Consider the following 12,032-nt stretch of genomic DNA (forward strand, 5'->3'; position numbering starts at 1 on the left):
CGGTGTGTGCGTCAGATCCATTCGCATGCGATCGGGTTCCACGTTCGCCGGTGGGAGGCGTCGGCGAGGAGCGGGTCCGCGAAGGCCGTGACGACGGAGACGAGTTCGGCGAAGTCCTTGGGATGGTGGCCGGTCGCCGAGGCGCCCTGGCGGCGGAGCCAGGCGGTGTAGGAACTCTGGCGCAGCGTCGGCAGGTCGGTGACCGCTTCGGAGAGAGGGCGGAGCCGGATACCGCGGTGTGCCGCCGTCGCTGCCAGGGCTTTGGACAGTTCCCCGCCGTCGAGCCGGTGGCGGGTGATCAGCTGGTGGAGATCGGCGTAGTCGCGGTCGCGGGTGTTGAGGTCGCCGAGGGCGACTGCGGTGGAGAGCTTCTCCGCGATGACGGTGGCGATCGGGTAACCGAAGAGTTGGAATGACGATCCGTCCAGGCTCTGCGGATAGTCGATCAAGGTGGGCTCGGGGGTGACCGGATCGCCGATGCTGATGTCGAGCTGGAGCTTGAGCCGGGCGCGGCTGAGGGCCGCGTCCATGGCGAGCCGTAGTCCGTGGTACTCGTCGTCCTGCCGGATCGGCACGGTGCGGAGGGTACCGGGGGAGAAGGAGACGCCGTCGTCGACTTCGGTGGCGGCGATCGCCGCGATACGGCGAGTGATCTCCTCTTCGTCGCCGGGGAAGGCGCGGCCGAGGATGTCGATGTCGCGGGTGGGGCTGGGCATCAGGCGAGCACCGCTTCCATGGCTGGGCGAATGGTCGACAGGGCGCCCAGATGCTTGGCGGCGTCCTGGAGGTCTGCGACTCCGGCCTGGCCGCGGCGGCGCAGGTAGCGATTGAGGGCACCGAGTGCGAGGGTTCTTCCCGCCTTGCCGCCATGGCGCACGGCGTCGACGACGGAGCGCGCCTCGCTGTAGACGGGGACGTTCTCGCCCGGCGCTGCCTCGTACTGCTCGATCGCGTAGGAGAAGGTGCCGGCCGCGTACTGCGAGACCTTGGTGGGGGGGAAGGCGATCGCCGGACGGTGGGTCCCCCGGGGAACGGCGATGTGGACCTCGAAGGGGATGTCATCGATCAGTTCGTGGAGCCCCAGGGCGGATTCTCCGCAGATGACCGCGTGTGGTGCCCGCGCACAGACGGCGAGCAGGTCCACGTGCGCCGTGGGCGGGACGTCGGTGCGGCGGTAGACGCCCCGGGAGATGTCCTCGATGCCGCCTGCCGCCGCAGCGTCAGCGAGGTCGCGCGAGGACAGGCCGGCAGCGCGCGCCTCGCGGGTGGTGAAGGTCGCCGGCAGTCCCGCGAGGCGCCGCGTGAGGCGATCGGCAGCTCCAGTCATGTACTCAACCCTACCCAGGTGTGGTCCGTCTGGGTGGGATTCGGTACATGCGGATACCGGTCGGATCCGCGGCGGCGGGCGGCCCGGATCGGGTGCGTACCAACGGTTGCGCGGTTCATAGGAGCTCAGATGTCGAAGAACACGGTCTCGCCGTCGCCTTGCAGGCGGATGTCGAAGTGGTAGCCGTCCCCGGCGGGCCGTGCGATGAGGGTCGCCCGCTCCGCGGGGTCGGCGATCGCGGCGAGCACCGGGTCGGTCGTGTTGGCGTCGGGCTCGTCGGGGAAGTACACGCGGGTGACCGTGCGGTGCATCAGGCCGCGCGCGAACACCGACACGTCGATGTGCGGGGCCTGGAGCGCGCCGCCGGGGCCCGGCACCGGGCCGGGCTTGAGCGTGTACACCCCGTAGGAGCCGTCGGCGCCGGTGGGGCAGCGCCCGAAGCCGCGGAAGCCGGGGCGGGCGACGGCCCCACGCGGGTCGTCGGGGTGGTCGAAGCGGCCGTCGGGGCCGGCCTGCCAGGTCTCGATCAGGCCGTCGGCGACCGGCCGCCCGGCGCCGTCGGTCAGGACTCCGCGGATCCAGATCCCGCCGGGCGCCCCCTCGGCCAGCGCGAAGGGGCCGTCGGGCCAGGGCAGCCCGATGTGCAGGTAGGGGCCGACGGTCTGGGAGGGGGTGGTGGCGGGCATCAGTCGTCGTCCCCGTCCTGCTCGAAGAGGGTGGCCTCGCGCCCGCGCAGGACGATGTCCCACTCGTAGGCCAGCGCCCATTCGGGCTCGGTGGCGGCGTGGTCGTAGCGCGCCACGAGCCGCTGCCGGGCCTGCTCGTCGGGGATCGCGTTCCACATCGGGTCCTGGAAGAACAGCGGGTCGTCCGGGAAGTACATCTGGGTGACCAGCCGCTGGGTGAACGCCCGCCCGAACAGCGAGAAGTGGATGTGGGCGGGACGCCAGGCGTTGTCGTGGTTGCGCCAGGGGTAGGCGCCGGGCCGGACGGTGGTGAAGCGGTAGCGGCCCTCGGCGTCGGTGAGCGTGCGCCCGACCCCCGTGAAATTGGGGTCGAGCGGGCTGGGCCAGTTGTCGCCGGTGTGGCGGTAGCGGCCCCCGGCGTTGGCCTGCCAGATCTCGACCAGTGAGTGGGGGACCGGGCGGCCGTCGCCGTCGAGCAGCCGGCCGTGCAGGATGATGCGCTGGCCCTGCGGCTCGCCGTCGTGCTGGCGGGTGAGGTCGTTGTCGAGGGCGCCGATGCGGTCCTCGCCCAGGACCGGGCCGGTGACCTCGGTGAGCAGGTGCGGCAGTAGCTTGAGCCGCCGGGAGGGGTGGCGCAGCGCCGTGCTGCGGTACCCGGGGGAGTCCAGCGGCGGGTGGACCCCGTGGTCGCGGACGTAGCCGGGCACGTCCACGCGCCGGTGCGCGGTGTCGTCGGTGGTCACGTCGGTCTCCTCTCTCAGGCGTGCAGCACGACGGCCAGCCCCTGGCCCACCCCGATGCAGATCGCGGCGAGCCCCCAGCCGCCGCCGCGCCGGTGCAGCTCGTGGGCGAGGGAGCCGAGGATGCGGGCGCCGGAGGCGCCCAGCGGGTGGCCGATGGCCAGTGCGCCGCCGTTGGGGTTGACGATGGCCGGGTCGAGGTCGGGCCACAGCCGCAGGCAGGCGAGCGACTGCGCGGCGAACGCCTCGTTCAGCTCCACGACCGCGAGGTCGCCCCACCCGATCCCCGCCCGGCGCAGCGCGGTCTCGGCGGCCTCGACGGGCCCGATGCCGAACCGGTTCGGCTCGACGGCGGCCACGCCGCGGCTGACGATGCGCGCCAGGGGCGCGCGGCCGGCGGCGTGGGCGGCCTCGGCGTCGCCGATGAGCAGCGCGGCGGCGCCGTCGTTGAGCGGGGAGGAGTTGCCCGCGGTGACGGTGCCATCGGGCCGGAACGACGGCTTGAGTTTCGCCAGGAGCTCCATCGAGGTGGCGCGGATGCTCTCGTCGCGGTCGAGGTCGACCCCGGGCACCGGCACGATCTCGTCGCCGAAGACGCCCTTGGCCCAGGCGTCGGCGGCGTTGGCGTGGCTGCGCAGGGCGAACTCGTCCTGCTCGGTGCGGCCGATCTTGTAGGCGTCGGCGATCTGCTCGGTGCACTCGCCGAGGGAGACCGTCCACTCGGCGGGCATGCGCGGGTTGACCATGCGCCAGCCCAGCGTCGTGGAGTGCAGGGTCTCGTGGCCGGTGGGGAAGCCCTTGGCGGGCTTGGTCAGCACCCACGGCGCGCGGCTCATGGACTCCACGCCGCCGGCCAGGACGAGCGAGGCGTCGCCCACGGCGACGGCGCGATTGGCGGCGATGACCGCCTCCAGCCCCGATCCGCACAGGCGGTTGAGGGTGGCGCCCGGGACCGATGCGGGGAGCCCGGCGAGCAGCGCCGCCATGCGGGCGACGTTGCGGTTGTCCTCGCCGGCGCCGTTGGCGTCGCCGAAGACGACGTCGTCGATGAGCGCGGGGTCCAGGCCGGGGGAGCGGGCGACCAGCCCGCGCACGGCGTGTGCGGCGAGGTCGTCGGGGCGCACCCCGGCCAGTTCGCCGCCGATGCGGCCGAAGGGCGTGCGGACCGCGTCGAGCACGAACACGTCGGTCATGGCGGGTCTCCCATCCGTTGGTCCGGCCGGGTCAGCGGTCCGTGAGCGCGCGCAGTACCGCGAGCTCGCCGGGGGCGGGCGGCGCGGTGGTGCGCAGGTCGCCGGCCACGGCGAGGTCCCAGCCGGTGGCCGCGCGCACGTCGGGCACCGTTGTGCCCGGGTGCACGCTCACGAGGGTGAGCTCCCGGGTGACGGGGTCGGGTTCGAGGACGCCCAGGTCGGTGATGACCCGTGTGGGCCCGCCCCCGCGCAGGCCCAGGCGCTCGCGCCCGCCGGGGCCGTCGGCGTGGCCCACCGAGGTCACGAAGTCGACCGACTCCACGAACGTGCGGCGGCTCTGCCGCACGATCACGACGACCTCGCGGCAGGAGGCGGCGATCTCGGGCGCGCCCCCGGCGCCGGGCAGGCGCACCTTCGGGTCGGCGTAGTCGCCGATGACGGTGGTGTTGATGTTGGCGTAGCGGTCGATCTGGGCGGCGCCGAGGAAGCCGACGTCGATGCGGCCGGGCTGGAGCCAGTAGTTGAACACCTCCGGCACCGGCACGACGGCGTCGGCGGTCTCGGCGAGCACGCCGTCGCCGATCGACAACGGGAGGGTGGCGGGCTCGGTGCCGAGCGTCCCGGACTCGTAGACCATCCACAGGCCGGGGGCGTGGGTGCGCCGGGCGAGGTTGGCGGCGGTGCTGGGCAGGCCGATGCCGACGAAGCACGCCATGTCGGAGGTGAGGGAGCGTGCGGCGGCGACCGTCATGATCTCGTCGGCGGTGTAGGCGGTCGCGGTGGCGGTCACGGTGCGTTCTCCTCCTCGCGGGCGGGCGCGGCGCCGCCGTGGATCTCGGTGCGCAGCCATGCGCCGAACGCGGCGCGGTCGCGGCTGATGGCGTCCCACGCCTGGTAGGCGGAGTTGTCGCGGGCGTAGTAGCCGTGCGTGTAGGACGGCCGTGCCCCGCCGGGGGCGACGGCGACCGCGGTCACCACGCGCGCGGGCAGGACGACCTGGCCGGGGACCGGGGTCAGCTCATCGACGATCTCCTCGACCGTGACCAGGCTGCGCCGGGCGGCGAGCACCGCCTCCTTCTGCACGCCGGTGATGCCCCACAGCTGCACGTTGCCCGCGCGGTCGGCGCGCTGGGCGTGCACCACGGTGACGTCGGGATTGAGGGCCGGGACGGCGGTCAGTTCCTCGCCGGTGAACGGGCACTCGACGGTGGCGATCGTGGCGGTCCGCCCGGCCAGGTCGGTGCCGACGTAGCCGCGCAAGACGGCGAAGGGCAGGCCCGACGCCCCGGCGACGTAGCGGTTGGCCATGCCGGCGTGGCTGTGCTCCTCGATCTCCAGCGGGACCGGCCAGCCGGCCTGGACGGCGTCGCGGAAGCGGTGCAGGGACCCCACGCCGGGGTTGCCGCCCCAGGAGAAGACCAGCTTGCGGGCGCAGCCGGCGCCGATCATCTGGTCGTAGACGATGTCGGGCGTCATGCGCACCAGGGTGAGGTCGCGCCGGCCCTGCCGGATGATCTCGTGGCCCGCGGCCACGGGGATCAGGTGCGTGAAGCCCTCCAGCGCGACCGTGTCCCCGTCGCGGACGAGCTCGCGGACGCCCTCGGCCAGCGGCACGATCATGGATGCCATCCCCGCCTCTGTTCGGATGCCGAATGGATGTTCTCAAAGCGAACACCTATGGGCGAACGTAACCCCGGCGGCGGGCACGGTCAAGGGGTGCGCAACGGGAAAGGGCCGCCGGGACGTGACCGGGCGGCCCGCCTCCGGGGTTGCGGGGTGTCAGGCCCGGCGTGCGCCGCGCGAGGCGATCTCCAGGTCCGTGCCGATGCCGTCGGCGCATGCCTGTAGCGCGGGCAGCAGATCACGGCGCACCAGGGCCACGGAGGTGCGGTTGGCCTGCACGGAGACGTTGGCCGCCGCGACCACCCGGCCCTCACCGTCGCGCACCGGGACGGCGACCGACCGCAGGCCCTCCTCCAGCTCCTGGTCGACGATCGCCCAGCCCTGCTCGCGGACCCGCTCGATCTCGGCGCGCAGCTCCTCCCGGGAGGTGAGGGTATGCGGGGTGAGCGGCTCCAGGCGCACCCCGCTGAGGTAGGCGTCCAGCTCGGCCGGGCTCTTGGCGGCCAGCAGCACCCGGCCCATCGACGTCGCGGACGCCGGGAACCGGGTCCCGACGCTGATCGCCACCGTCATGATCCGTGTCGCGGCGGCCCGGGCGACGTAGACGACGTCGTCGCCGTCGAGAACCGAAACCGACGAGGACTCGCGGACCTCGGCGGTGAGCCGTTGCAGGTGCGGCTGGGCGACCTCGGGCAGCCCGGCCGCGGACAGGTAGGCGTAGCCCAGCTCCAGGACCCGCGGGGTCAGCGCGAACCACCGGCCGTCGGTGCGCACGTAGCCCAGGTCGGCCAGGGTGAGCAGGAAGCGCCGGGCCGCCGCGCGGGTCAGCCCGGTCGCCCGTGCGACGTCGCTGAGCGTCATGGACGGCGTGTCGGCGGAGAACGCGCGGACGACCGCGAGCCCCCGTTCGAGGGACTGCACGAAGTACTCGCCCCGCTCGGCCATCGGCTCCGCCGGCGACCCCGGCTCCGGCCTCGCCATGGGATCGTTCGCGGTCATTGGCCCCTTCTTTCCGGGCGCGTTTCGGATCGGACAATGGTGGGCTTGGGCGGGTTGACGTCGCCGACGGCCTTGATCTACGTTCGCGTTCAGAACAGCCGTTCGCAAGACGCACACTCCGGCATCCCCGAATCTACTCCTCCGGCGAACTCTTCACACGGGTCCCGTTGCGAGCGCGCCCGACCGCGCGCCGCCGCTCCCGGAGGCCGCCCGCACGGGCGTGCCCTCCGGTCCCCCTCCCCCGAAGACCAGGAGACCTGCGATGCGTCGAACAATCCTCGCCGTGGCCGGTGCAGCGGTACTGGCCACCACGTCGGCCTGCGGGGGCGGTGCGGCCGATGAGACCGCCGACGGCCTCATCCCCATCACCGTCGGCGCCATCCCCATTGTCGACGTCGCCCCCCTCTACCTCGGCGTCGACCAGGGGTTCTTCGAGGACCAGGGCCTCGACGTCACCATCGAGAGCACCACCGGCGGCGCCCAGGCGGTCCCCAACGTCGTCAACGGCACCTACGACTTCGCCTTCGGCAACATCACCTCGCTCATCGTCGCGCGCGACCAGAACCTCCCGGTCGTCGCCGTGGCCAACGGCGTGACCACCACCGGGGAGCAGGGCGGCGACTTCAGCGCCGTCGTCGTCCCCGAGGGCAGCGCCATCGAGGCCCCCGCCGACCTCGCCGGCGCGACCGTCGCCGTCAACAACCTCCGCAACATCGGCGGCACCACCGTGCGCAACTCCGTCCGCCTCGACGGCGGCGACCCCTCCGGCGTCGAGTTCGTCGAAATGCCGCTCCCCGACATGAACGCGGCCCTCGACAACGGCGACGTCGACGCCGCCTGGGTCGTCGAGCCCTTCCTGACCGACGCCCTGGCGAACGGCGGCACCGAGATCGCGTCGAACTTCGTCGACGCCCACGAATCGCTGACCGTCGCCGCGTACTTCACCACCGAGCAGGTCGCCGCCGAGGACCCCGAGCTCGCCGACGCGTTCACCGCCGCCGTGCAGGAGTCCATGGCCTACGCCGACTCCCGCCCCGAGGAGGTCCGGCGCATCCTCGGCACCTACACCGAGATCGACGCCGCGGTCATCGAGGAGATCCGGCTGCCCACCTACCCGGCCGAGGTCGACCGCGAATCGGTGCAGGCCATCGCCGACCTCATGGTCGAGGACGGCGCGGTCGACAACGAGCCCGACATCGACGCCCTCCTGCGCGAGACGCGATGACCGCCACGCGCGCGCCCGCGCGCGGTCCCGCCGCGGCCGCCCGCGGCCCGGCGGCGACCCGCGGCGGCAACGGGCGGCCCTCCCCGCTGCTGGGGGCCGCCGGGATCGCCGCCCTCCTGGCGGTCTGGGAGGCCGCGCCCCGCGCCGGCTGGGTCTCGGGCCGCTTCCTGCCGCCCGCCTCCGAGGTGCTGGCGACCCTGGGGCAGCGGCTCGCCCAGCCCGTGTTCTGGCGGGCCGTGGCCGACACCGTGGCCGCCTGGGGCCTGGGCCTGGCGATCGCCCTCGCCGCCGCGACCGTGCTCGGCTTCGCGGTGGGGTCGGTGCCGGTGCTGCGCGCGTTCACCGCCTCGACCGTGGAATTCCTGCGGCCGATCCCCTCGGTCGCCCTCATCCCCCTGGCCATCCTGCTCTACGGCACCGATATCCGCTCCACCCTGCTCCTCGTCGTCTACGCGGCGTTCTGGCAGATCTACATCCAGGTCCTCTACGGGGTGGCCGACGTCGACCCCGTGGCCGAGCAGACCGCCCGCTCCTACGGGCTGGGCCGCTGGGCCCGCACCCGCCACATCACCTGGCCCTCGGCCCTGCCCTACCTGCTCACCGGCGTGCGCCTCGGCGCCGCCGTCGCCCTCATCCTCACCATCACCGGACAGCTCACCATCGGCACCCCCGGGCTGGGCCGGGAGATCGACGTCGCCCGCTCCAGCGGGGCCGTCGACCTGGTCTACGCGCTGATCGTGGCCACCGGCGCCCTCGGCGTCGCCGTCAACGCCGCCGTCCGCGCCCTGGAGCGCCGCCTGCTGCGCTGGCACACCTCCGTCCGAGGGGAGACCCCGCTATGAGCGCGACCCCGGCGCCCGTTGCGGCGCGGACGCCCCGCACCAGGGCCGCGTCGCTGGCCCGCCGGGCGGCCGTGCGCACCCTCCAGGCGCTGCTGCTGCCCGCGCTGCTCGTCCTCGCCTGGTGGTGGGGCAGTGCCGCCTCCGGCAGCTTCTACCTGCCCACGCCCGCCGCCATCGCCACCGCCTTCGGCGACGTCTGGTTCGGCGAGCGCTTCACCGGCGACGCCCTGCCCAGCATCGGGCGGCTGCTCACCGGGTTCGCGCTCGCCGCGGTCCTCGGTGTCGGCCTCGGCCTCCCTCTCGGCCTCTCGCCGCACGTGCGCGCGCTGGCCGAACCCGTCCTGGAGTTCTTCCGCGCCATCCCGCCGCCCGTCCTGGTCCCCCTGCTGATGCTGCTCATCGGGGTCAACACGCCCATGAGGCTCGCCGTCATCGTCTCGGGGTGCATCTGGCCGATCCTGCTCAACACCGTCGAGGGGGTCCGCGCCGTCGACCCGGTGCTCGCCGACACCTGCCGCTGCTACGGCGTCCGCGGCCGGCGGCGGCTGACCACCCTGGTACTGCGCTCGGCGAGCCCGCAGATCATGGCGGGGCTGCGCCAGGGCCTGTCCATCGCGATCATCCTGATGGTCATCAGCGAGATGTTCGCGAGCAACAGCGGGCTCGGCTACACCGTCCAGGAGTTCCAGCGGAGCTTCGCCATCCCCGAGATGTGGACCGGGATCATCTTCCTCGGCCTGCTCGGCGTCCTGTTGTCGGCCCTGTTCGGCCTGGTCGAACGCCGCGTCCTCGCCTGGTACCACGGGCTGCGCGCCGCCGTCCGCGACGGCTGAGCCGCGCCCCGCACGCCCGCCCACCGCCGCCCACGGGAAGGCCCTCATGCTCGACGTCACCGGATTGCAGAAGACCTACCGCGGCAGGGAGCGCGACGTCGAGGCCGTCCGCGACCTCACGTTCCACCTCGCCGAGGGCGAACTCGCCTGCCTCGTGGGGCCCTCGGGCTGCGGCAAGACCACCCTGCTCAAATGCGTCGCCGGGCTGCTGGAACCCACCTCCGGCACCGTCCGGCTGGCCGGCCGGGCCGTCACCGGACCACCGCCGGACATGGCCGTCGTCTTCCAGGAGTACGGCCGCAGCCTGTTCCCCTGGCTGACCGTCCGCGGCAACGTCGAGCTGCCCCTCAAGGAGAAGCGGCTGCCCCGCGAGCGCCGCCGCACCCTGGTCGCCGAGGCGCTGGAGGCCGTCGGCCTGGCCGGCGCCGACGACCGCCACCCCTGGGAGCTGTCCGGCGGCATGCAGCAGCGCGTCGCGATCGCCCGCGCCATCGCCTACGAGCCGCGCGTGCTGCTCATGGACGAGCCGTTCGCCGCGGTCGACGCCCAGACCCGCGCCGACCTCGAAGACCTCATCCGCGCCCTGTGGCGGCGGTTCGCCATGACCGTCCTGTTCGTCACCCACGACATCGACGAGGCGGTCTACCTCGGGCAGCGCGTGCTGGTGCTGTCGTCGGCGCCGACCGTCGTGCAGGACGACGTCGCCGTCGGCCTCCCCGCCGACCGCGACCAGCTCACGACCCGCGCCGACCCCCGGTTCACGGAGCTGCGCGCCCGCATCTACGCGGGCATCCAGGACGCCAAGCGCGGCCCGGCGCCGGGCGCCGCCGCCGGGGACCGTGAGGCGCGCGCATGACGGCGGGCGCGGGGGCGGGGCGCACCGTCCGGGACGCGACGCTCGGCGTCCTGCGCGAACTCGGCCTCACCACCCTCTTCACCAACCCGGGCTCGACCGAGATCCCCTTCCTCACCGACCTGCCCGGCGACATCCGGTTGGTCCTCGCCCTGCACGAGGGCTCGGTCGTGGGCATGGCCACCGGCTGGGCCATCGCCCGCGACCGCCCCGCCCTCGTCCAGCTGCACACCACCGCGGGCCTGGGCAACGCGGTGGGCGCCCTGGCCACCGCCCGGGTGAACCGGGCGCCCCTGGTCGTGCTCGTCGGCCAGCAGGACCGCCGCCACCTCGCCACCGAGCCCTTCCTCGCCGGGCGCCTGCGCGGCCTGGCCGGCGACTACCCCGTGGCCGTCGACGAGCCCGCCACCGCCCGGGACGTGCCCGGCGCCGTCGCCCGCGCCCACCACGCGGCCGTCCACGGCCGCGGCCCGGCGCTGGTCATCGTCCCGGTCGACGACTGGGCCCGGCCCGCCGCCGAAGGGGCCGAGCGCGCCGCGGCGTCGCGCGTCGCGTACGGCACGGCGGCGGACCCCGCGGGCCCGGCGGAGATCGCGGCGATCATCGACGCGGCCGCCTCTCCCGCGCTGGTCGCCGGTGCCGGGAACGACACGGACGACGGCTGGGCCGCCCTCGTCGCGCTCGCCGAACGCATCGGCGCCCCGGTCCACCAGGAGAGCTTCGGCGCCCGCGCGGGCTTCCCCCAGGACCATCCGCTGTTCGCCGGGATCCTGCCCGCCGACCGGCCGGGGCTGCGCGCGGCGCTGGCCGGCCATGACGCCGTCATCGCCGTCGGAGCCCCCGTCTTCCGCCAGTACATGTTCTCCGCGGGCCCGCTGGCGGAGCCGGGCACCCGGCTCGCACTGCTCACCGACGACCCCGCCGAGGCCCACCGCAGCCCGGTCGAACTGGCGGTGCTCGCCCCCATCCCGGCGGCCCTGCGTTCGGTCGCCGAACGCGTGTCCGCCCGGGCGACCCGGCCATCGGTCCAGGGAGCCGCCCCCACGGAAGAGCCCGCTCCGCCCGATGAAGCCGGTCCGCTGCTGCCCGCGCACGTCTTCGCCGCGCTCGCCCAGAGGACGAGCCAGGACACCGTGATCGTCGAGGAGACCCCCTCCAGCCGCCCCGACCTGCACCGCCTCCTGCCCGCGCGGCGCCCCCTGGGCTTCCTCTCCGCCGCCATGGGCGGGCTAGGGTTCGCGCTGCCCGCCGCCATCGGCGTGCGCATGGCCCGCCCCGGCCGGCCCGTCATCGCCGTGGTCGGCGACGGCGCCTCCCTCTACCAGATCCAGGCGCTGTGGAGCGCCGCCCACTACCGCGTCGGCGTGCTCGTCGCCGTCCTGTCCAACGGGCGCTACGCGGTGATGGACCGCCTCGCCGAAAGCGCGGGCGGCAAGCCGTCATGGCCACCCTTCGAGGAGGTGTCGGTGTCCGCCGTCGCCCGGGGACTGGGCTGCCCGGCGCAACGGGTGGCGACCCACGCCGAGCTGACCGCCGCCCTCGACGCGATCCTCCCCGCCCTGCACGACCGGAGCGACCCGATGCTCCTGGACATCGCCGTCGCCACCGACCCCGCCTTCCACCCTTGAGATCCCCCGGAGAGAGAACCCCACCCACCGCGTCCGGCCGCGCCGGGCGACCTCGAACGACCCCGAACGATCTATGGAGCACC

The 12,032-nt window shown here is 74.1% G+C and carries 13 protein-coding genes; 5 read left to right on the forward strand and 8 right to left on the reverse strand.

Annotated elements, in window-relative coordinates; all coding sequences use genetic code 11:
• Positions 1–11 precede the first annotated feature (11 nt).
• The 8 genes from ACFOVU_RS06515 to ACFOVU_RS06550 all read right to left on the reverse strand — a co-directional run bounded on the left by ACFOVU_RS06515 (position 12) and on the right by ACFOVU_RS06550 (position 6,550).
• Positions 12–716: a nucleotidyl transferase AbiEii/AbiGii toxin family protein gene (locus ACFOVU_RS06515; protein ID WP_378530770.1), complete on the reverse strand. Its 705-nt coding sequence runs from the start codon at positions 714–716 to the stop codon at positions 12–14.
• Positions 716–1,327 carry a type IV toxin-antitoxin system AbiEi family antitoxin domain-containing protein gene (locus ACFOVU_RS06520; protein WP_378530772.1) on the reverse strand — a complete coding sequence of 204 codons (612 nt, stop codon included), beginning with the start codon at positions 1,325–1,327 and terminating at the stop codon, positions 716–718. The genes ACFOVU_RS06515 and ACFOVU_RS06520 overlap by 1 nt, the downstream gene beginning before the upstream one ends.
• A gap of 125 nt (positions 1,328–1,452) precedes the next feature.
• Positions 1,453–2,013: a protocatechuate 3,4-dioxygenase subunit alpha gene (pcaG, locus tag ACFOVU_RS06525; RefSeq protein WP_378530773.1), complete on the reverse strand. Its 561-nt coding sequence runs from the start codon at positions 2,011–2,013 to the stop codon at positions 1,453–1,455.
• The gene (pcaH, locus tag ACFOVU_RS06530) at positions 2,013–2,756 is read right to left on the reverse strand and encodes a protocatechuate 3,4-dioxygenase subunit beta (RefSeq protein WP_378530775.1); all 744 of its coding nucleotides are present in this window, start codon (positions 2,754–2,756) and stop codon (positions 2,013–2,015) included. The genes pcaG and pcaH overlap by 1 nt, the downstream gene beginning before the upstream one ends.
• A gap of 14 nt (positions 2,757–2,770) precedes the next feature.
• Positions 2,771–3,946: a thiolase family protein gene (locus ACFOVU_RS06535; RefSeq protein ID WP_378530777.1), complete on the reverse strand. Its 1,176-nt coding sequence runs from the start codon at positions 3,944–3,946 to the stop codon at positions 2,771–2,773.
• 31 nt (positions 3,947–3,977) lie between these two features.
• A complete protein-coding gene (locus ACFOVU_RS06540; protein WP_378531207.1) occupies positions 3,978–4,697 on the reverse strand; it encodes a CoA-transferase subunit beta in 720 nt (239 codons plus the stop codon).
• 35 nt (positions 4,698–4,732) lie between these two features.
• Positions 4,733–5,566 (reverse strand): CoA transferase subunit A, encoded by an 834-nt coding sequence (locus tag ACFOVU_RS06545; RefSeq protein ID WP_378531209.1) that lies wholly within the window; start codon positions 5,564–5,566, stop codon positions 4,733–4,735.
• A gap of 159 nt (positions 5,567–5,725) precedes the next feature.
• On the reverse strand, positions 5,726–6,550 hold the full coding sequence (locus ACFOVU_RS06550) for an IclR family transcriptional regulator domain-containing protein (protein ID WP_378531211.1): 825 nt from the start codon (positions 6,548–6,550) through the stop codon (positions 5,726–5,728).
• A gap of 280 nt (positions 6,551–6,830) precedes the next feature.
• On the opposite strand from ACFOVU_RS06550, the gene ACFOVU_RS06555 reads away from it, so the two are divergent.
• Genes ACFOVU_RS06555 through ACFOVU_RS06575 form a run of 5 tightly spaced genes read left to right on the forward strand, consistent with a single transcriptional unit; the run spans position 6,831 to position 11,949 of the window.
• On the forward strand, positions 6,831–7,793 hold the full coding sequence (locus tag ACFOVU_RS06555) for an ABC transporter substrate-binding protein (RefSeq protein WP_378530779.1): 963 nt from the start codon (positions 6,831–6,833) through the stop codon (positions 7,791–7,793).
• The gene (locus ACFOVU_RS06560; RefSeq protein ID WP_378530781.1) at positions 7,790–8,635 is read left to right on the forward strand and encodes an ABC transporter permease; all 846 of its coding nucleotides are present in this window, start codon (positions 7,790–7,792) and stop codon (positions 8,633–8,635) included. Before ACFOVU_RS06555 ends, ACFOVU_RS06560 begins: the two co-directional genes overlap by 4 nt.
• A complete protein-coding gene (locus ACFOVU_RS06565) occupies positions 8,632–9,468 on the forward strand; it encodes an ABC transporter permease (protein ID WP_378530782.1) in 837 nt (278 codons plus the stop codon). Before ACFOVU_RS06560 ends, ACFOVU_RS06565 begins: the two co-directional genes overlap by 4 nt.
• A gap of 46 nt (positions 9,469–9,514) precedes the next feature.
• Positions 9,515–10,324, forward strand: a complete 810-nt coding sequence (locus tag ACFOVU_RS06570) for an ABC transporter ATP-binding protein (RefSeq protein ID WP_378530784.1) — start codon at positions 9,515–9,517, stop codon at positions 10,322–10,324.
• The gene (locus ACFOVU_RS06575; protein WP_378530786.1) at positions 10,321–11,949 is read left to right on the forward strand and encodes a thiamine pyrophosphate-dependent enzyme; all 1,629 of its coding nucleotides are present in this window, start codon (positions 10,321–10,323) and stop codon (positions 11,947–11,949) included. The genes ACFOVU_RS06570 and ACFOVU_RS06575 overlap by 4 nt, the downstream gene beginning before the upstream one ends.
• Positions 11,950–12,032 lie beyond the last annotated feature (83 nt).

The sequence above is a fragment of the Nocardiopsis sediminis genome (assembly GCF_042650565.1).
Lineage (GTDB): Bacteria > Actinomycetota > Actinomycetes > Streptosporangiales > Streptosporangiaceae > Nocardiopsis_B > Nocardiopsis_B sediminis.

Bases quoted from the DNA above. Each gene is read 5' to 3' on its own strand.
- ACFOVU_RS06540 (WP_378531207.1), bottom strand. From the start codon at position 4,697: ATGACGGTCGCCGCCGCACGCTCCCTCACCTCCGACATGGCGTGCTTC.
- ACFOVU_RS06535 (WP_378530777.1), bottom strand. From the start codon at position 3,946: ATGACCGACGTGTTCGTGCTCGACGCGGTCCGCACGCCCTTCGGCCGC.
- ACFOVU_RS06560 (WP_378530781.1), top strand. From the start codon at position 7,790: ATGACCGCCACGCGCGCGCCCGCGCGCGGTCCCGCCGCGGCCGCCCGC.
- ACFOVU_RS06520 (WP_378530772.1), bottom strand. From the start codon at position 1,327: ATGACTGGAGCTGCCGATCGCCTCACGCGGCGCCTCGCGGGACTGCCG.
- ACFOVU_RS06570 (WP_378530784.1), top strand. From the start codon at position 9,515: ATGCTCGACGTCACCGGATTGCAGAAGACCTACCGCGGCAGGGAGCGC.
- ACFOVU_RS06545 (WP_378531209.1), bottom strand. From the start codon at position 5,566: ATGATCGTGCCGCTGGCCGAGGGCGTCCGCGAGCTCGTCCGCGACGGG.
- ACFOVU_RS06565 (WP_378530782.1), top strand. From the start codon at position 8,632: ATGAGCGCGACCCCGGCGCCCGTTGCGGCGCGGACGCCCCGCACCAGG.
- ACFOVU_RS06550 (WP_378531211.1), bottom strand. From the start codon at position 6,550: ATGGCGAGGCCGGAGCCGGGGTCGCCGGCGGAGCCGATGGCCGAGCGG.
- pcaG (WP_378530773.1), bottom strand. From the start codon at position 2,013: ATGCCCGCCACCACCCCCTCCCAGACCGTCGGCCCCTACCTGCACATC.
- ACFOVU_RS06515 (WP_378530770.1), bottom strand. From the start codon at position 716: ATGCCCAGCCCCACCCGCGACATCGACATCCTCGGCCGCGCCTTCCCC.
- ACFOVU_RS06555 (WP_378530779.1), top strand. From the start codon at position 6,831: ATGCGTCGAACAATCCTCGCCGTGGCCGGTGCAGCGGTACTGGCCACC.
- ACFOVU_RS06575 (WP_378530786.1), top strand. From the start codon at position 10,321: ATGACGGCGGGCGCGGGGGCGGGGCGCACCGTCCGGGACGCGACGCTC.